The 17,685-nt window shown below is 64.9% G+C and carries 18 protein-coding genes and 1 pseudogene; 6 read left to right on the top strand and 13 right to left on the bottom strand.

The window, feature by feature from the left end:
- Positions 1-115: 115 nt before the first annotated feature.
- From ASE85_RS07655 to pabB, 6 genes and pseudogenes are all read right to left on the bottom strand, one after another.
- A pseudogene (locus ASE85_RS07655) lies at positions 116-937 on the bottom strand (alcohol dehydrogenase catalytic domain-containing protein); the annotation flags it as partial.
- A gap of 58 nt (positions 938-995) precedes the next feature.
- Entirely contained in the window at positions 996-1,667 is a 672-nt protein-coding gene (msrA, locus tag ASE85_RS07650) for a peptide-methionine (S)-S-oxide reductase MsrA (RefSeq protein ID WP_056686094.1), read from the bottom strand.
- Positions 1,654-1,818, bottom strand: a complete 165-nt coding sequence (locus ASE85_RS23485) for a hypothetical protein (RefSeq protein WP_200928324.1) — start codon at positions 1,816-1,818, stop codon at positions 1,654-1,656. Before ASE85_RS23485 ends, msrA begins: the two co-directional genes overlap by 14 nt.
- Before the next feature lie 301 nt (positions 1,819-2,119).
- Complete coding sequence (locus tag ASE85_RS07645; RefSeq protein WP_056686091.1) at positions 2,120-3,322, bottom strand: pyridoxal phosphate-dependent aminotransferase; 1,203 nt, start codon at positions 3,320-3,322, stop codon at positions 2,120-2,122.
- 189 nt (positions 3,323-3,511) lie between these two features.
- Positions 3,512-4,135, bottom strand: a complete 624-nt coding sequence (locus ASE85_RS07640; protein ID WP_056686088.1) for an aminotransferase class IV — start codon at positions 4,133-4,135, stop codon at positions 3,512-3,514.
- 47 nt (positions 4,136-4,182) lie between these two features.
- Positions 4,183-5,349: an aminodeoxychorismate synthase component I gene (pabB, locus tag ASE85_RS07635; RefSeq protein WP_056686085.1), complete on the bottom strand. Its 1,167-nt coding sequence runs from the start codon at positions 5,347-5,349 to the stop codon at positions 4,183-4,185.
- 92 nt (positions 5,350-5,441) lie between these two features.
- Here pabB and ASE85_RS07630 point away from each other — a divergent pair, with 92 nt between their 5' ends.
- Positions 5,442-5,831, top strand: a complete 390-nt coding sequence (locus tag ASE85_RS07630; protein ID WP_056686082.1) for a DUF983 domain-containing protein — start codon at positions 5,442-5,444, stop codon at positions 5,829-5,831.
- 14 nt (positions 5,832-5,845) lie between these two features.
- Here the strand turns inward: ASE85_RS07630 and ASE85_RS07625 are convergent, their stop codons facing one another.
- Positions 5,846-6,283 (bottom strand): acyl-CoA thioesterase, encoded by a 438-nt coding sequence (locus ASE85_RS07625; protein WP_056686130.1) that lies wholly within the window; start codon positions 6,281-6,283, stop codon positions 5,846-5,848.
- A 328-nt stretch (positions 6,284-6,611) separates the two neighbouring features.
- Between ASE85_RS07625 and ASE85_RS07620 the strand changes: the two genes are divergently transcribed.
- The 4 genes from ASE85_RS07620 (at position 6,612) to ASE85_RS07605 (ending at position 12,069) form a co-directional block, all read left to right on the top strand.
- Positions 6,612-7,850 (top strand): YceI family protein, encoded by a 1,239-nt coding sequence (locus ASE85_RS07620; RefSeq protein WP_056686127.1) that lies wholly within the window; start codon positions 6,612-6,614, stop codon positions 7,848-7,850.
- Positions 7,851-7,979: 129 nt separating this feature from the next.
- Complete coding sequence (locus tag ASE85_RS07615) at positions 7,980-9,350, top strand: class II 3-deoxy-7-phosphoheptulonate synthase (protein ID WP_056686079.1); 1,371 nt, start codon at positions 7,980-7,982, stop codon at positions 9,348-9,350.
- Positions 9,351-9,495: 145 nt separating this feature from the next.
- A complete protein-coding gene (locus ASE85_RS07610) occupies positions 9,496-11,112 on the top strand; it encodes an inorganic phosphate transporter (RefSeq protein ID WP_056686076.1) in 1,617 nt (538 codons plus the stop codon).
- Between the two features lie 63 nt (positions 11,113-11,175).
- Entirely contained in the window at positions 11,176-12,069 is an 894-nt protein-coding gene (locus ASE85_RS07605; RefSeq protein WP_082462724.1) for a CorA family divalent cation transporter, read from the top strand.
- Positions 12,070-12,165: 96 nt separating this feature from the next.
- Here ASE85_RS07605 and ASE85_RS07600 read toward each other — a convergent pair whose 3' ends face one another.
- Positions 12,166-13,050: a bestrophin family protein gene (locus ASE85_RS07600; protein WP_056686073.1), complete on the bottom strand. Its 885-nt coding sequence runs from the start codon at positions 13,048-13,050 to the stop codon at positions 12,166-12,168.
- A 232-nt stretch (positions 13,051-13,282) separates the two neighbouring features.
- On the opposite strand from ASE85_RS07600, the gene ASE85_RS07595 reads away from it, so the two are divergent.
- Positions 13,283-13,909: a Pr6Pr family membrane protein gene (locus ASE85_RS07595; protein WP_056686070.1), complete on the top strand. Its 627-nt coding sequence runs from the start codon at positions 13,283-13,285 to the stop codon at positions 13,907-13,909.
- Here the strand turns inward: ASE85_RS07595 and ASE85_RS07590 are convergent.
- The 5 genes from ASE85_RS07590 to ASE85_RS07570 all read right to left on the bottom strand — a co-directional run bounded on the left by ASE85_RS07590 (position 13,872) and on the right by ASE85_RS07570 (position 17,637).
- A complete protein-coding gene (locus ASE85_RS07590) occupies positions 13,872-14,441 on the bottom strand; it encodes an NADPH-dependent FMN reductase (RefSeq protein WP_056686067.1) in 570 nt (189 codons plus the stop codon). The genes ASE85_RS07595 and ASE85_RS07590 overlap by 38 nt on opposite strands.
- Positions 14,442-14,502: 61 nt before the next feature.
- Positions 14,503-14,685 carry a hypothetical protein gene (locus ASE85_RS07585; RefSeq protein WP_056686064.1) on the bottom strand — a complete coding sequence of 61 codons (183 nt, stop codon included), beginning with the start codon at positions 14,683-14,685 and terminating at the stop codon, positions 14,503-14,505.
- A gap of 5 nt (positions 14,686-14,690) precedes the next feature.
- Complete coding sequence (locus ASE85_RS07580) at positions 14,691-15,980, bottom strand: adenylosuccinate synthase (RefSeq protein WP_056686061.1); 1,290 nt, start codon at positions 15,978-15,980, stop codon at positions 14,691-14,693.
- A gap of 135 nt (positions 15,981-16,115) precedes the next feature.
- The gene (locus ASE85_RS07575) at positions 16,116-17,240 is read right to left on the bottom strand and encodes an ATP phosphoribosyltransferase regulatory subunit (protein WP_056686058.1); all 1,125 of its coding nucleotides are present in this window, start codon (positions 17,238-17,240) and stop codon (positions 16,116-16,118) included.
- 10 nt (positions 17,241-17,250) lie between these two features.
- Positions 17,251-17,637, bottom strand: coding sequence for an endonuclease domain-containing protein (locus tag ASE85_RS07570; RefSeq protein ID WP_268795122.1), 387 nt, complete (start codon positions 17,635-17,637; stop codon positions 17,251-17,253).
- Positions 17,638-17,685 lie beyond the last annotated feature (48 nt).

Below are 17,685 nucleotides of genomic sequence, written 5' to 3'. Positions count from 1 at the left end.
CGATCTATGAGGCCCGGACGTTAAGCTCTCCCAGCTGTCCGACGACCTCGAAGACAACCTTTGGCAATCGGGCACGGGTAAAAAGGAACCGCGATGCGAATATCAATTAGACAACATTGGAGCCATAGCGGCTATAGTCCTTCCCCTCCGACGCCACTTGCTCCATCGCGTGCAATATCTGCCCGACCAGCGTGCCGCCGCCGATCGCATCGAAGGCCAGCGTCGCCCCGGTAGCCCGCAACGCCGCGCGCAGATCCTCGCCGAACGTGTCGCTGCTGCTATCGACCACATGTTCGGCACCGACGCCCTTCAACAGCGCGACCTGCGCCGGGTTGCGCACCACGTTGACCAGCGGGACGCCATCCTCCTGCGTGATGCGGACCAGCATCTGGCCGAGATTGGAGGCGGCGGCGGTGTGGACGATCGCGCTATGCCCGTCGCGGCGCATCGTCTCGACAAAGCCCAGCGCGGTCAGCGGGTTGACGAAAGCAGACGCGCCCTGCTCGGCCGTGGCATCGTCCGGCAGCAGCATGACCGATCGGGCGTCGACGGTGCGATATTGAGCGAACATGCCACCGGGCACGCAGGCCACGCGCTTGCCCAGCAGCGCCTGCGCTTCGACGGCGGCGCCAGCGGCGATGACCGTACCCGCCCCTTCATTGCCGACCGGCATCGCCTGCCCCAAGCGCGCAGCCATCGCGCGGCAGGCTGCGTCAGGCATGCGGGCGACGATTCGCCCGTCGCCATAGTCTGCATCGGCGACATCGGCCGGACCGAACAGCAGCCCCAGGTCCGAGGGATTGATCGGCGCAGCCTCGACCCGGATCATGATCTCATGCCCCTGCGGCGGTGGCAGGCTTTCCTCCGCCAATTCTACGATCAGCCGCCCGTCATCGGTCAGGGTGGAGAGGATTGTACGGCTGTGCGTGTCGCGCATCTGATGCTCCCATGATGATGGATGGCAGGTAGGCGCTGGCGGCGTGATGACAAGGCGATCAGGCCGACGGTGAGTCGCGATAATAGGTCGGGAACATCGCCTTGAACGCCGCCAGCTTGGGCGCGTCCCAGCGCATGATGTAGGGATGGCGGGGATTTTTCCGCATGAAATCCTGATGGTCGCGGGCTGCGTCCTGAAAGCCGGTGAACCGCTCCACCTTCGTCACGATCGCTCCCTGCCAAAGGCCACTCTTGCCCAGTTGCGCCAGATAGGCGCTGGCCGCTTTCGCCTGATCGTCGTTCAGTGGAAACAGCGCGCTGCGATATTGGGTGCCATGGTCGGGCGTCTGGTAATTCAGCGTCGTGGGATCGGCCACGACCGAGAAGAAGATACGCAGCAGCGTGCCATAGCTGACCTGTTGCGGGTCATAGGTGACGCGCACCGATTCGGCATAGCCGGTGTCGCCTTCGCTGACCGCCGCATAATCGACGCGACGATCGCGCGGGCCGCCAGCAAAGCCGGAGACAGCGAGTTGGACACCTTTGACGTGGGAAAACACGCCCTCCACGCCCCAATAGCAGCCGCCGGCGAAGACAGCCGTTTCCAGCGCGCGCGTCGGCGCGGCATCAATGGTCGGGACGGGCGCGAGGACGGCGCGTTCGGCGCGCACGGGGGTGGCGACGGCCAGCGCCGCCAGAGCAATCAGGAAAAGGCGGTCAGAGCGACGCACCGCTACCGGCAGTCGTGGTCGTGGTCGCCGCAATCGCGGTCGAACCGAGTACCGGAGAATCCTCCGGCTGGAGCATGAACATGCCCACTACGCCGATCGCGAACCCGCCCAGGAAGCGCAGAAACAGGTCGGACTTCAGGAATGCCAACATGGCAGACGCCTTTCTCAAATATTGTTCAGACCGTCTGGGTCTGCCGACTATCTCCATGCGCCTTGCCCCTGACTGAACGGTCGGCTGCCCCGGAAGGGGTTTCGACCAATGCCAGCCATAGAACGACGAATGGATGCTGTCGTTTAATAGGTTTCTCTATGCAACGGGCATATAGACCATGCCGCGTCAATCGCAAGACGCCGCAACGCGAAAAAGACCGTTTCCATTTTATGACAGATCGGAAAAAACCGGCGCTTTCACGCCGGTCCTTCCTGTGCCGCAAAAGCGAAGGGGCGAGGGCTTATTTCAGCGCGGCGCAGGCTTCCTGGATGCGCGTGCACGCCTTCTTCAACACCTCGTCCGAGGTCGCATAGCTGATGCGGAAGGCCGGCGACAGGCCGAAGGCGGCACCATGTACGGCGGCGACCTTGGCTTCGTCCAGGAAATAGCCGATCAGCCTTTCGTCGCTGTCGATCAGCACGCCCTTGGGCGTGGTCTTGCCGATCACGCCACTGGCGTCGGGATAGACGTAGAAGGCGCCTTCGGGCGTGGGGCAGTCGAGGCCCGGCGCATCGTTCAGCATGGCCACGACCATGTCGCGGCGCTTACGGAACACGCTGTTGCGCTCTTCCAGAAAATCCTGCGGGCCGGTCAGCGCGGCGACGGCGGCCGCCTGGCTGATCGAGCAGGGGTTGCTGGTCGATTGCGACTGAAGCTTGCTCATCGCCTTGATGATCCATTCCGGGCCGCCGGCAAAGCCGATGCGCCAGCCTGTCATCGAGAAAGCCTTGGAACAGCCATTGACCGTCAGCGTGCGGTCATAGAGTTCCGGGCAGACCTGCGCGATGGTGGCGAAGGGGGACGAGGCGTACCAGACATGCTCATACATGTCGTCGGTCATCACCAGCACATGGGGATGGCGCAGCAGCACGTCGGCCAGCGCCTTCAACTCATCGGCCGAATAGGCCGCGCCCGAAGGATTGGACGGCGAATTGAGCATCACCCATTTGGTGCGCGGGGTTATCGCGGCTTCCAACTGGGCGGGCGTGATCTTGTAGCCCTGGCTTGCCGGGCCTTCGATGAAGACCGGCTTGCCGCCGGCGAAATTCACGATGTCGGGATAGCTGACCCAGTAAGGCGCCGGGATGATGACCTCATCGCCCGCATCGACGGTCGCGACCAGCGCGTTGAACAGGGTGTGCTTGCCGCCGGAGTTCACGCTGATCTGGCTGCGCTTGTAGAGCAGGCCATTGTCGCGCTTGAACTTGAAGGCGACCGCTTCCTTGACGTCGGCGGTGCCGTCCACATCGGTGTAGCGGGTCAGGTTGTTGCGGATCGCGGCGATGCCCGCTTCCTTGACGAAGTCGGGCGTGTCGAAATCGGGTTCGCCGGCGGACAGGCCAATAACGTCCACGCCTTCGGCTTTGAGCGCGTTCACGCGGGCGCTCATGGCGAGCGTGGCGGACGGCTGGATGCGACCCAAGGCGGCGGAAGTCTGGCTCATGGTAATAAACTCTCTCCAGAACGATTTCGAAGCGGGCGGAACTGCCCGCTGACTCGCAAATCGCGCACCAAAAAAATATAGAATCCCCAAGGCCCGCAACAAAAGCGGACGCGGCGTCCCTTAGTGCGCAACGGACGATCGGGCAACCGGCCAGATGGCGCTAATTGGCTTTACGGCAGGATAGCGTGTCTATCGCGCCAAAGTCGCCGCGACCATGCCGCGCGCGGCATTGCCGATGAAGAAGCCGCGCTCCAGATCATGGACGCGCAGGTCGCCCTCCACCGCTTCGCCCATCTCGATCAGGCTGCGACGCAATATGCCGGGCAACAGGCCGCGCGAGAGTGGCGGCGTGACCAGCTTGTCGCCACGCTCCACGAAGATGGAGGAGAAGCAGCCTTCGGTCAGATAGCCGGCCGCGTCGATCAATACGACCTCATAGGTGCCGCCGCGCTTCAGCGCATCCTTGTAGAGGCTGCGGTCCGTGCTTTTGTGCAGCAGGCGCAGATCATCTGGCGGCGCGTGACGGGGCACGGCGGCGACCCGCATGATCGCGTCGGGCCAGGACCGATGTGCGCGCACCTCGATCGCCAGCGACCCGCTGCGCGACGCCATCAGCCGAACCCGGCTGCGTTCGCGCAGGCGGAAGGTCGCGGCCTGCAATTCGTTGCGCACATCATGGCGATCGAACTGGAAGCCGAGCGCATCCGCGCTCGCCTTGATCCGTTCAAGATGCAGTTCCAGCAACCTGATGCCTTCGAGCGGGTCGAAAGCCATGGTTTCCAAAAGGTCGAACCGTCCGTCAGCCAATGCCATGGAAACGTCTCAATGCCCGCAGCGCCAAAAGTCAAGCGCCCCCAGGGTCATAGGCGTGAAAGAAAGCGCCCCTTGGCCAGACATTCCGCCCATTCGGCGGCGCAGTCCGAATCCGCGACGACGCCGGACCCAAGGCCAAGCCGCCCCATGCCCGCTCCCTCTTCGATCGAAAGGGTGCGGATGGCAACATTGAAGGCCGCGTCGCCCTCCGGGTCGATCCAGCCCATCGTGCCAGTATAGAAGCCGCGCGGGTGCGGCTCAACCGCGTCGATGATCTCCATCGCCCGCACCTTGGGCGCGCCGGTGATGGACCCGCAGGGGAAGAGGATGCGCAGCACGTCCACCGGCGACAGGCCGGGCAGGATGCGCGCGCGCACGGTCGACACCAGTTGATGCACGGTCGGATAGGTTTCGACCTTGAACAGGTCGGGCACGGTCACGCTGCCGGCCTGCGACACGCGCGACAGGTCGTTGCGCAACAGGTCCACGATCATCAGATTTTCGGCGCGCTGCTTGGCATCGCTTTCCAGCCAGCGCATCTGCGCTTCATCCTCGGTCGGATCGGCGGCGCGGGTCGCGGTGCCCTTCATCGGGCGGGCGGTCAATTGGCCGCGCACCTGGGTGAAGAAGAGTTCGGGCGAAAAGGACAGGATGGATCGTCCGCCCGTGCGGATGACGCCGCCATAGCCCGCCGCCGCGCGCGGCCGAATCGCCGCGTAAAGGGCCAGCGGATCACCCGACAGCGGCACATCGCAGGGGAAGGTCAGGTTCACCTGATAAATGTCGCCGGCGCGGATATAGTCCTGCACCTGGGCGAAGGCGGTCGCATAGGCGGCTTCATCGACCAGCGGCTGCAACGGGCCGACCGTCGCGCCCGACGGATCGGGCAACAGGCCGGGCAGGTCTGCGGGCGGGATCAGCCGCACCCCTTCGAACAGGCCGAACCAGAGCAGCGGGGCGCCCTTTTCGTCATGGCGCCGGGCAAGCGGCGCGAGCCGATCCTCCAGCGCCAGGCCGGCTTCATAGGTCATGTAGCCGGCGACATGCAGCCCCTGCTCGCGCGCCTCCGCCAGCCGGTCCAGCGCCGGTTGAACCTGCGCCATGCTGTGCGCAACGATGACCGCCACCGGATCGCGATAGAGGCGCGCTGGCGCGCCGCGCGCGCGCGCATCGTCGAACAGGCAAAATTCTTCTTGGGGTCCGGGCAGGCGCATGGCGCTTCCTAACAGACTTTACGATCAGCGGAAGGCGATATGGCGGCGATGGGACGTTGCGCCGCACCATCAAAGCCCGTAGCGGACGGGCCATGACCGATCCCACGCCCCGCGATGACAGTTCCGGTGACCGCCCGGTCGGTCCCGCCATCGGCCATGGGCTGCGCGGCCGGTGCCCGGCCTGCGGCGAAGGGCGGATGTTTGCACGCTTCCTGAAACCTGCGCCGGCCTGCCCGACTTGCGGGCTGACGCTGGACGGGCATCAGGCGGACGATTTCCCCGCCTATATCGTGATTCTGCTCCTGGGGCATATATTGGTGCCGCTGATGATCGAGGTGAATGCGGCGCTCGCCATTCCGCTCGGTTGGCAGGCGCTGATCTGGCCTGCCCTTGCGATCCTGTTGGCCGTGGCGATGATCCAGCCGGTCAAGGGCGCGGTCATCGCGGTGCAGTGGAGCCGGCGCATGGCCGGATTCCGCTGAATCAGACCAGCCTGTTAGTCCGGCTGGCGCAAAAAATTCAGTTCCATCGCCTCGCGCAGCGTCTCGTCGATCGACCGGCGACCTTCGGCGCCATGGGTGACGACCGTGGTGTCGCAGGTGGCGACGCATACGCCCTTCTGGAAACCGGCCGAGCTGATCGTCCAGCTCGTGCGGCCGATATGGCCGATCGCGCAATGCACCTCGAACGGGTAGGGGAAATGCGATTCCTCGACGAAGTTCAGGTTCACGTTCGCCACCAGCCAGCGCACGCCCTGTTCCTGCGGATGGCGGCCCATATGGTGATGGAAGCGGATGCGCGCGGTTTCGAAAATGCCGGAAATCGCCACATTGTTGATATGGCCCATGGTATCCAGATCCTGGAACCGCGTGTCGATGCTGGTCACGAAGCGATAGGCTTGCGGGTTCAGACGCCAGGATTCGGGTTTGGCCATGTCCTGCAATTCCTTATATGATCGTGCCTTAGCCTCTTAGCCCGGATGGCGGGTGATGCAATCATACCCGCAAAAAGTGACGCCGGTGCGGCCTTTTGGACACATAGGGCGGCCATGTGGCAACGAAGCGTTTCCGGCACGACCGATGGACTTAGTCCGGTCACCATCCTAGTGGATTGATTTTGACATTTGCATCCCTTGGCGGCGGGGATGGGTCTGCAAATGTCAGAATCGGACCACTAGTTTCGCGACCGATATGATAACAGGGATGCGCATCACCTGAAACGGTCGATCGGACCGGCGGTGTCGATGCGCAAGGGAAATGACCATGCAACGCTATAGCCGGGCCGCCATCTTCCTCCATTGGGCCATCGCAGCCCTGCTCGCCTTTCAGATCGCCGTGGGGTGGGCGCTGGAGGATCTGGGGTCGCATGGCTTCGTCCTCTATCAGTGGCACAAGTCGGTCGGGATGCTGATCCTGGCGCTGACCCTCGCCCGTATCGCGGTGCGTTACTGGAAACCGCGCCCGGCCAAGCTGGAGGGCGGCTGGCAGGGCGCGCTGGCGTCGGGCGTGCATGTCGGCCTCTATGCCTTCATGCTCGGCGCGCCGCTGAGCGGCTGGGCGCTGGTGTCCACGGCAAAGGTCAAGGTGCCGACCCTGCTGTTCGGCGTCCTGCCCCTGCCCCATCTGCCGCTGCCGGCGGCGAGCCACGCGCTGGCCGAAAACGGGCACGGCCTGCTCGCCTGGATCGGCATCGCGCTGTTCCTGCTCCATGTCGCGGGTGCGCTGCGCCATCATGTGCTGATGCGCGATGGCCTGATCTGGCGCATGATACCGGGGCGCTCGCCGGTCCTGCTGGTCGGCCTGCCCGCGCTGATCGCCGTCGGCTTCCTCGCCGGCCGTGCGATCCTGCCCGCGCCACAGGCCGCTGCCCCTGCACCTGCACCTGTCGCATTGGAAGCGGACAATGCAGTCGAAGCGGAAAGCAATGTCGCGCAAGCCGCCAACGTCGCCGCGCCGGCCGGCAATGCCGCCGCCAACGCCAGCGAGGGCGTTACGGAAGAACCCGCCGGTCCGCCGCCCGCCTGGACGGTGCAACCCGGCGGCCGCATCGGCTTTTCGGTCGGCAATGATGGCGACATGATCAGCGGCAACTTCGCCAAATGGACCGCCGCCATCGTCATGGACCCGGACCATCCCGACAGCGCCGATATCAAGGTGACGATCGACATGGCCTCGGCCAGCGTCGGCGATGCGTACAAGGACGGCATGCTGCCGGGCGACGAGTTTTTCGGAGTCGCCGCTCATCCGACCGCGACCTTCACCGCCAAGGGCGCGGAAGCCACCGGCCCGAACAGCTATCGCGCGCGCGGTACGCTGACGCTCAAGGGCGTGTCGAAGCCGCAGAGCATCCGCTTCACCCTGTCGGGCAAGGACGCCAACCGGAAAGTCTCCGGCAGCGCCACCATCGCCCGCGCACCCTTTGGCGTGGGCAATGGCGACAGCAGCAACGGACTGGCTCCGCAGGTGGCGGTGACGTTCGCCTTCACCGCGAAGCGAAAATAGAGCCGGTCGATCAGCCTGATCGCGACAATTCATTGCGCGTGGCCATGACCTAACTGGTACATTCTTGCCTTGCCCCCCGTACAAGCGTAGGGGCGGCCCCTATTTTATCTCGTGTGAAGGAGACTCGACGTGGCGGCGAAGTGGACGCCGGATAGCTGGCGGAGCCAAAAGGGCATTCAGATGCCCTTTTATCGGGATGCGGACGCCCTGGCGTCGGTAGAGGCCCAGCTTGGCCAGTTTCCGCCCCTCGTCTTTGCGGGCGAGGCACGAAATCTGAAGGCGGACCTGGCCAAGGTCGTGACCGGCGACGCTTTCCTGTTGCAGGGCGGCGACTGTGCGGAAAGCTTTGCCGAGTTCCATCCGAACAACATCCGCGACACGTTCCGCGTGCTGCTCCAGATGGCGGTGGTCCTTACCTTTGCGTCGAAGCTGCCGGTGGTGAAGGTCGGCCGCATGGCCGGCCAGTTCGCCAAGCCCCGTTCGGCCGATACCGAGACGATCGGTGGCGTGGAACTGCCCAGCTATCGCGGCGACAATGTCAACGACATCGCCTTCACGCCTGAAGCCCGCGAACCGAACCCGCAGCGCATGGTGCAGGCCTATAACCAGTCGGCGGCGACGCTCAACCTGGTGCGCGCCTTCTCGACCGGCGGCTATGCGTCGCTCGATCGCGTCCATGGCTGGATGCTCGATTTCATGGGTCGCAGCCCATGGGCCGCGAAGTTCGAACAGATGGCGGACCAGATCGGTCAGGCGCTCGACTTCATGCGCGCCTGCGGCCTGGATGCGGAAACCGTGCCCCAGCTTGGCGCGACGAGCTTCTACACCAGCCATGAGGCGCTCCTGCTACCATTCGAACAGGCGCTGACCCGTCAGGACAGCCTGACCGGCGACTGGTACGACACGTCGGCGCACATGCTGTGGATCGGCGACCGTACCCGGTTCGAGGGGTCGGCCCATGTCGAATATCTGCGCGGCATCGGCAATCCGATCGGCCTGAAATGCGGCCCTTCGCTGGAGCCGGACGGGTTGTTGCGCCTGCTCGACACGCTGAACCCCAAGCGGGAAGCCGGGCGCATCACGCTCATCACCCGCTATGGCCATGACAAGATCGAGGCTGGTCTGCCCAAGCTGGTGCGGGCGGTGCTGCGCGAAGGCCATCCGGTCATCTGGTCCTGCGACCCGATGCACGGCAACGTCGTCAAGGCGGCCAATGGCTACAAGACGCGGCCGTTCGACCGCATCCTGGCCGAAGTGCGCGGCTTCTTCGCCGTGCACCGCGCCGAGGGCAGCTTCGGCGGCGGCATCCATGCCGAAATGACCGGGCAGAATGTGACGGAATGCACCGGCGGCGCCATCGCCATCACCGACGAGGGGCTGGCGGACCGGTACCACACCCATTGCGACCCGCGTCTGAACGCGGCGCAGAGCCTGGAACTGGCTTTCCTGCTGGCCGAAATGCTCAACGAGGAACTGAAGGAACGTCGCGCCGCGGCGTGACGTTCGATCGACCGGGGCGCCATGACGATCATGGCGCCCCGGTCGTTCAGAAAAAACGCGCGCGCCTGCCGCTGCAACCAAGCTGTCACTGTCCCGGCCTAGCAAGAATTCAGCCACATTCTTGCCCGAGCGGGAGACGATTCGGATGAACGCGACGATAGCCATAACTGGCGCGATGGAGGGCAGCCCCGTCCGCCCCGATCTTGACAAGGGACTGGGGCTGGTCGGCACCATCGGCTTCGGCGCCGCCATCGCGACCGCGCTGATCTATGTCGCCTACAGCATCTATGCCGACGCCAGTTCGGCCGGGGTGCAGGCGACCACCTACCTGCCCTTCATCCTGCTGTTCATCGCCCTGCTGATCGCGCTGGGCTTCGAATTCGTGAACGGATTCCACGACACCGCCAATGCTGTCGCGACGGTGATCTACACCAACGCCATGCCCGCCAATGTCGCGGTGGTCTGGTCGGGCTTCTTCAACTTTCTGGGCGTGCTGCTATCGACCGGCGCGGTCGCGTTCGGCATCGTGTCGCTGCTGCCCGTCGAACTGATCCTGCAAGTCGGGTCGAACGCCGGCTTCGCCATGGTGTTCGCGCTGCTGATCGCGGCGATCCTGTGGAACCTCGCCACATGGTGGCTGGGCATCCCCTCCTCCTCGTCGCACACGCTCATCGGGTCGATCATCGGCGTCGGTGTCGCCAATGCGATGATGCACGGCAAGAGCGGCACGGCCGGTGTCGACTGGAGCAAGGCCACGGAAATCGGCCAGGCGCTGCTGGTGTCGCCGCTGATCGGTTTCGGCGTCGCCGCCCTGCTGTTCATCGCCATGAAGGTCTTGATCCGCAAGGAAGAGCTTTACCAGGAGCCGAAAGATGGCGTGCCGCCGCCGCTGTGGATCCGCGCGCTGCTGATCTTCACCTGCACCGGCGTCAGTTTCGCCCATGGCTCCAATGACGGCCAGAAAGGCATGGGTCTCATCATGCTGATCCTGATCGGCACCGTGCCCACCGCCTATGCGCTCAACCGCGCCGTGCCGGAACGCTATACGATCGAATTCCACCAGAACAGCGTCGCCGCCGCCAACGTGCTGGGCGCCGCGCCGGCCGGTGGCAGCGATGTCGTCGCCGCGCGCAAGGCGGTCACCAGCTACATCGCCGATCGAAAACTGTCGGATGCCACCATTCCCAGCCTTGCCACGGTGATCCGCGACGTCGATCGCCAGGTCGGCGAATATGGCTCGCTGGCGCGCGTGCCCGCCGCCGCCGTCAGCAACATCCGCAACGACATGTATATGGCGTCCGAAGCGATCAAGCGGCTCGGCAAGGACAAGGACGCGCATTTGTCCGCCGCCGGCAACGAAACGCTGGCCACCTACAAAAAGTCGCTCGACGCCGGCACCCGCTTCATCCCGACCTGGGTGAAGGTCGCCGTCGCCTTCGCGCTGGGCCTGGGCACCATGGTCGGCTGGAAGCGGATCGTCGTCACGGTGGGCGAGAAGATCGGCAAGTCGCATTTGACCTATGCGCAGGGTGCATCGGCCGAACTGGTCGCCATGGGCACCATCTTCGGCGCGGACCATCTGGGCCTGCCGGTATCGACTACCCATGTCCTGTCGTCCGGCGTCGCGGGGACCATGGCAGCCAACCGGTCGGGCCTGCAAATGAGCACCATCCGCAACCTGTTGATGGCCTGGGTGCTGACGCTGCCGGTGTCGATCGCGCTGGCGGGCGGCCTCTACATGCTCTTCGCCCGGATTTTCTGACGGGAGCGGCATACGACACGCGAACAGACACCCCTTTTTCAGCTTCCCATGCCCGGACAGGGCATGGGGCCTGGTCTTATCTGGGGACTGGATTTTGCGGGCGACGGCGGCATCAGCCCCGTCGCCCGTTGCGATTCGGATATGGGCGGCCGGTTCCGCTGGCTGCACCTGAACCTGGCCGATCATGGCACCCGGCAATGGATCGCCACGTCCGATCAATTGTCGCCGCAGATATGCGAGTTGCTACTGGCGCCGGACACGCATCAGCGCGCGCTGGTGGACGGGGACAGCGTCGGCTGCGTCCTGCATGATTTCGAGCGCGACTTCGATGTCGCCGATACCGAACGGATCGGTGCGCTGCGCATCGCGCTGACGCCGACATTGATGCTGACGACGCGGCTGCATCCGCTGCGGTCGGCCGATATCGCGCGCAGCCGGCTGGAGCGCGGCGGCGGCGCGACCGTCGATGGCCCGGCGCAGGCGCTGGACCTGCTGGTCGGGGCGATCACCGCCAATATCGCGGAGATCGCCCGCGCGCTTAGCCATGATGTGCAGAGCGCCGAGGACGCTTTTCTCGACGGCCATCATCCGCCCGATCCGCGCGACCTCCTGCGCGTCCGTCGCCGCCTCGCCCAGATTCACCGGCTGCTGACCGGCATGCGCGGCGTGTTCCAGCGGCTGGAGGCGGATGAGGAACTGCCCGAGGCACTGCTGCCCACGGTGGAGAAGCTGGCGCAGCGATTGCAGGCGATCGACGCCGACATTTTGGGCGTGCAGGGCCAGTTGCGCCTGTTGCGTGACGAGGTGGACATCCAGGCGGCGCAACGCACCAACCAGAATCTCTATATGCTGTCCATCGTCACCGCGCTGATGCTGCCCGCGACGCTGGTGACGGGGCTGTTCGGCATGAACACCGGCGGCATGCCGCTGGCGGATGGACCGCACGGCACATTGTAATCCGATCATACAGGATCAGATTATGCTCTGATTATCTTTTGTTTTCCGCATTTTCCGAGCCAGCAGATGATGCCATCTGCTTCGAAAATGCTCTACTCACCACAGCACCCCGCGCACCGGCGCGACCGGTTCGGGGGCCGGATCGCCGATGGATTGCAGCAGGTCGATCTCGATCGTGCGGCACATGGCGGTCAGCGGCACGTCATGCACGCTGTCGGCAAAGGGATCGGTCAGATCGTCGCCGATCCGCAACACCGACATGAACATGAAGCCCGCCACCGTCGACCCGAGCGGGGTGGCAAAGCCCAGCGATTCGACCAGCCCGATCGGCAGCAATATGCAGAACAAATGGGTGAAGGCGGTCGGGATGAAGCGATATTGATAGGGCAGCGGCGTGTTCTTCAGCCGCTCCATGCCGCCCTGCGCGTTGGAGATATCGACCAGCACGGCTTCCATCTGGCTCTGCTGGATTGTGTCGATCCAGCCTTCGCGCCGGGCCGTGTCGATACGGCGACCAGTGCTGTCGAGCAGGCCGTTGGCGGGATTGCTGCGGGCCAGCGCCTTGCCCCTATCCTCCTCGCGCAGGAAAGCGGTCACATCCTCCCCGATCGGCTGGCGCCGCAACTGGCAGCGCAGCGCGTTCACATAGGCGATCTGGCGCTTGACGATCTCGCGCTTCAGATCCTTGGCTTGCGGATCGGGCAGGAAATTGCGGGCGGCGCGCGCCAGGCTGCGCGAGGCGTTGATCATCGCGCCCCATAGCACGCGGCCTTCCCACCAGCGCTGATAGCTGCTGTTAGAGCGGAAACCCAGGAACAGCGCCAGCGCCGAGCCGAAGATGGTGAGCGGCAACGAAGGCGCCCTGAACGGCAGCACATAATAGGTGATCGTCACGGCGCAGTCCCAGACGAACAGCGCGGTCAGCGGCTTCCACACTTCGGACGCGATCCGGCGCATGCTGGGAACGGCATCGACTATCATGCAAAACTCCTGATCATGAACCGGCGCAACGCCTAATGGCCCGCAAATGCTCCGTTGATGCCATATCGAAACGAAATATTGCTGCGATTGCGACCTGCGCAGCCGCGCGTCGTTAAACAACAATCCAGCGGGAGGCAGGCGTGGCGCGCGACACCGCCGACGTGACGGACGATATGGTCGCTGCTACGATGATCCCCACAGGCGAGGATGACGGGCGGGAGGGTGCGCGGGTATGACGACAGGGATCGCGCGGATCGGAGCCGCCATCGTCGCGTCGACGGCGCTGACGGGCGTCGCCATCCAGTTCGACGCCACGCTGGCGCAAACGGGGTCGGTCGGCCAAACGCTGTGGACGCTGCTGCGCTTCTTCACCATCTGGGCCAACATAATAGTCGTCATCACCTTCGGGCCGATCGCACTGGGGCGGCATGTGTCGCCCCGTCGCGTGGGTGGTGCGGTGCTGGCGATCCTGCTGGTCGGGATCGACTACGGCCTGCTGCTGCGCGGGCTGCTGTCGCTGAGCGGCGGGGCGCTTGTGGCCGACACGCTGCTGCACAAGGTGACACCGATAGTGGCGCCGCTCTGGTGGATCGCCTTCGCCCGCAAGGGGCGGCTGGGTCGACGCGATCCGTGGATCTGGGCGATATTCCCGGCGGCCTATCTGCCCTACGCCCTGCTGCGCGGGATGGCTGAGGGGCATTATGCCTATCCCTTCATCAACGTGACAAAGCTGGGCATCGGGCAGGTCGCGATCAATGCGCTGCTGATCGCGACCGGCTTCGTGCTGGCGGGCTATATGATGGTCTGGATCGACGGACGGCTCAGCGGGCGGCCTTCGCGGCTTCGGCCCACCAGATAAGGCTTTTGGCAAAGCCAGCGAAACCCCGCTCCAATGCCGCACCACCCTCGCCCTGTGGCTGGGCCTGATCGTCCAGCGTCTGGCCGATCTGACCGACGCTGAGGCGCTCCGGCACGATCGCCATGCCCATGGCCGACAGCGTCACCGTCCAGTCGGCATGGCTGTTCACGCCCGCGAAGCGGCCCGCCGAATAGCTGGCGATGGCGGCGGGACGACGGTCGAATTCCTTGAGATAATGATCGACCAGATTCTTGAGGCCCGGCTGCATTCCGCGGTTATATTCGCCCGCCACGAAGACGAAGGCGTCGGCAGCGGTAAGACGTTCAGCCAGCGCCGCCATGGCGGCCGGCGCGTCGCCGGCCGGATAGTCGCTGTAACGCTGGTCGAGCATGGGCAGGTCTACCGCTTTGGCGTCGACCAGTTCCGCCCTGTGGCCCAGCCCTTCAAAGGCGCGGATCAGATAGTCGGCTAGCCGGATGCCGAGCCGGCCGCGCCGATAGGAGCCGTAGAGGACAAGGATGTCGAGCGCCATGCGAAGCCTTCTCTGTTGTGGTGGACAGGCTTGTCGCACCAGCGCCCGGCAAGGTCCACTCTTACCGCAGCTTGGCGATGTTCAGTCCGTCTTCCTTGGCGCGGGCCTTCACCGATTCCTCGGTGCGGGTCAGCGCCTTGGCGATGGCTTTCAGGCCCATGCCCTTCTTGGCCAGCGTATGCAGCTTCTGGATCTCATCCTGCGTCCAGGCCTGCTTGTGGCGCTCGAAGCGTTGTTCCGCCATGCCCTTCAGTCCGCGAAGGGATCGCGGACGAGGATGGTGTCGTCTCGTTCCGGCGATGTGGAAACCAGCGTGACCGGGCAGCCGATCAGCTCCTCGATCCGGCGGATATATTTGATCGCCTGTGCGGGGAGTTCGGCCCAGCTACGCGCACCAGCCGTGGTATCCTGCCAGCCTTCGATATCCTCGTAGATCGGCTGCGCCTTCGCCTGGTCCTGCGCGTGGGCGGGCAGATAGTCGAAGGTCTGGTCGCCGATCTTGTAGCCGACGCAGATCTTCAGCGTCTCGAACCCGTCCAGCACGTCCAGCTTGGTGAGCGCGATGCCGGTCACGCCCGACACGGCGATCGACTGGCGCACCAGCACCGCGTCGAACCAGCCACAGCGGCGCTTGCGACCGGTAACGGTGCCGAATTCATGGCCGCGTTCGCCCAGACGCTGGCCAGTGGCGTCATCCAGTTCGGTCGGGAACGGGCCGGAGCCGACGCGCGTGGTGTAGGCCTTCACGATGCCCAGCACGAACCCCGCCGCATTGGGGCCAAGGCCGGTGCCGCTCGCCGCCGTGCCCGCCACCGTGTTGGAGGAGGTGACGAAGGGATAGGTGCCATGGTCGATGTCGAGCAGAGTACCCTGCGCGCCTTCGAACAGGATGCGCTGGCCGGCCGCCTTCGCCTTGTTCAGCGTCAGCCAGACGGGCTTGACGAAAGGCAGGATGAAGGCAGCGATCTCGGTCAGGTCCGCGACCAGCTTGGCGCGGTCGATCGGCTTTTCATTGAAGCCGGCACGAAGAGCGTCATGATGCGCGGTCAGGCGATCGATCTGAAGGTCGAGATCGTCCAGATGGGCCAGGTCGCAGACGCGGATAGCGCGGCGGCCGACCTTGTCTTCATAAGCCGGGCCGATGCCGCGACGGGTGGTGCCGATCTTGCCCGCGCCTGAAGCATCCTCGCGCAGGCCATCAAGGTCGCGGTGGAAGGGCAGGATCAGCGGGCAGGTTTCGGCAATCTGGAGGTTTTCAGGGGTGATTTCGACGCCCTGGCCAGCCAGCTTGGCGACTTCATCGCGGAAGTGCCAGGGGTCGAGCACCACGCCGTTGCCGATGACCGACAATGTACCGCGCACGATGCCCGACGGCAGCAGCGACAGCTTGTAGACTTTTTCGCCCACGACCAGCGTGTGGCCGGCATTATGGCCGCCCTGAAAACGGGCGACGACGTCGGCGCGTTCCGACAGCCAGTCGACGATCTTGCCCTTGCCTTCGTCGCCCCATTGAGCGCCGATCACGGTCACATTTGCCACAGATACAGTCCTCCGCCCGCCGCGCGGACCGGCCATGCCCTTCGACGGGACTCGGCATGCCGGTGGGATAATCGGGCGCATGGTGCGCCCTCGATGCGGGGCGCGGGTTAGCCGCGCTGGCCCGATGAAGTCAAGTCAATAGGCGCGTGGGTTTGCACCATCCAGCCAGTGCGAGCAGCGCTGGGCCGCGCCATCCTCGCTTTCCGACAGCGCCGCGACCGTGTGCCAGCCCTCTGCCCGCAAAAGGGCTGCCTGCGCGGCATCATGGCCCAGCGGCAGGAACAGGCGTTTGGGACTGTCACCGCCAAATCCCGCGTCGATCAGCGGATCGGGATAAAGCGAAAAGCCCATGGCCGGTTCGTCCGCGCCATCGGCACGGGCGATGGCATAGCTGCCGCCGCGCCCGATTTCGCCGATGAAGCCCTCGGCAAAGATGGAGAAGCCGAACCAGTTCTGGAATTCGAAACCGTGCCGCTCGGTCGGGTCGAGCGTCAGGGTGATGTCCCAGCCGATCGGCCTGGCGATGGCGCGCAGGCCCGCGATTCGGCTGTCGATCGCGCCGCCGACGCTGGCGCTGAACGCTTCCAGCCGTTCCATCGCGGCGTGGAAGGGACCGGTCGCCTCGATCAGCGGCAGATAGGCAGCGGCCTGAGGGCTGATCGCGGTCAGCGCGCCGGCATCCTTGGCATCCAGTCCGGCACGCACCGCTTCCACCTCATTGGGGGCAAGCGGCAACGGGCCAGCGGCCAGCGCGTCGATCAGGTCGGGCAGCGTGAAGTCGATGGTGATGCCGGTGACGCCGGCGGCCTGCAACGCCTCGATCGCGATATTGACGATCTCGACTGCGGCGGCATTGCTGTCGCTGCCGATCAGTTCGGCGCCCAATTGCATCTTCTCACGCTCGGGGCGAAGCTGGCTCGCCTTCTGGCGGATCACCGGGCCGGCATAGGACAGGCGCAGCGGTCGCGGCGCGCTTGCCATGCGGGTGGCGGCGATGCGGCCGACCTGCGCCGTCATGTCCGGGCGGAAGGCCAGGCTGCGCTGCGACACGGGATCGACGGCGCGCACCAGATCCTGCGCGCGCATCGACTTGAGGCGCTGGGTCAGCGTATCCTCGAACTCCGCGAGCGGCGGCATGACCCGTTCATAGCCATGGGTCGCGACCGTATCGAGCACGCGGCGCGCCAGACGCGCGGAGGCTTCGGCCTGCGGCGGTAGCCGGTCGGAGAGTCCTTCAGGGAGAAGGCCGGGCGGGATCATGGCAGGCACCTTATGGCTCCCTCCCCCCTTGGGGGGAGGGTTGGTGAGAGGGGGTTTCGCGCAACGCCTGCGCAATCATGCTCAGCACCCCTTCGATATTCCCCATCACATCGGGATTGGCAAAGCGGATCACATGATAGCCCAGCGATTCCAGAAACTCTGTTCGCCGCGTGTCATAGCGATCCTGGGCGGAATGTGTATCCCCATCTATTTCGATGATGAGGCGTGCGGCCTTGGACGCAAAATCGACGATATATGGGGCAATGATCGTCTGGCGCGTGAATTGCCGATTTTCGAAGCGGTTGGCGCGAAGCGCGAGCCATAGTTTCTGTTCGGCGGGGGTGGGGTTGGCGCGCATGGATTTCGCGCTCGCCTTGAGCGTTGGGTCGAGACGCACCGTTGCTCCCCCTCTCCCAACCCTCTCCCCGGAGGGGAGAGGGCTTTT

The sequence above is a fragment of the Sphingobium sp. Leaf26 genome (assembly GCF_001421665.1).
Lineage (GTDB): Bacteria > Pseudomonadota > Alphaproteobacteria > Sphingomonadales > Sphingomonadaceae > Sphingobium.
This window is presented reverse-complemented; position numbering and strand designations above follow the sequence as displayed.

Coding starts and splice junctions, on each gene's coding strand:
- ASE85_RS23485 (WP_200928324.1), bottom strand. CDS start 1,818: ATGTTGGCATTCCTGAAGTCCGACCTGTTTCTGCGCTTCCTGGGCGGG.
- ASE85_RS07645 (WP_056686091.1), bottom strand. CDS start 3,322: ATGAGCCAGACTTCCGCCGCCTTGGGTCGCATCCAGCCGTCCGCCACG.
- ASE85_RS07640 (WP_056686088.1), bottom strand. CDS start 4,135: ATGGCATTGGCTGACGGACGGTTCGACCTTTTGGAAACCATGGCTTTC.
- pabB (WP_056686085.1), bottom strand. CDS start 5,349: ATGCGCCTGCCCGGACCCCAAGAAGAATTTTGCCTGTTCGACGATGCG.
- ASE85_RS07630 (WP_056686082.1), top strand. CDS start 5,442: ATGACCGATCCCACGCCCCGCGATGACAGTTCCGGTGACCGCCCGGTC.
- ASE85_RS07625 (WP_056686130.1), bottom strand. CDS start 6,283: ATGGCCAAACCCGAATCCTGGCGTCTGAACCCGCAAGCCTATCGCTTC.
- ASE85_RS07620 (WP_056686127.1), top strand. CDS start 6,612: ATGCAACGCTATAGCCGGGCCGCCATCTTCCTCCATTGGGCCATCGCA.
- ASE85_RS07610 (WP_056686076.1), top strand. CDS start 9,496: ATGAACGCGACGATAGCCATAACTGGCGCGATGGAGGGCAGCCCCGTC.
- ASE85_RS07605 (WP_082462724.1), top strand. CDS start 11,176: ATGGGGCCTGGTCTTATCTGGGGACTGGATTTTGCGGGCGACGGCGGC.
- ASE85_RS07600 (WP_056686073.1), bottom strand. CDS start 13,050: ATGATAGTCGATGCCGTTCCCAGCATGCGCCGGATCGCGTCCGAAGTG.
- ASE85_RS07595 (WP_056686070.1), top strand. CDS start 13,283: ATGACGACAGGGATCGCGCGGATCGGAGCCGCCATCGTCGCGTCGACG.
- ASE85_RS07590 (WP_056686067.1), bottom strand. CDS start 14,441: ATGGCGCTCGACATCCTTGTCCTCTACGGCTCCTATCGGCGCGGCCGG.
- ASE85_RS07585 (WP_056686064.1), bottom strand. CDS start 14,685: ATGGCGGAACAACGCTTCGAGCGCCACAAGCAGGCCTGGACGCAGGAT.
- ASE85_RS07575 (WP_056686058.1), bottom strand. CDS start 17,240: ATGATCCCGCCCGGCCTTCTCCCTGAAGGACTCTCCGACCGGCTACCG.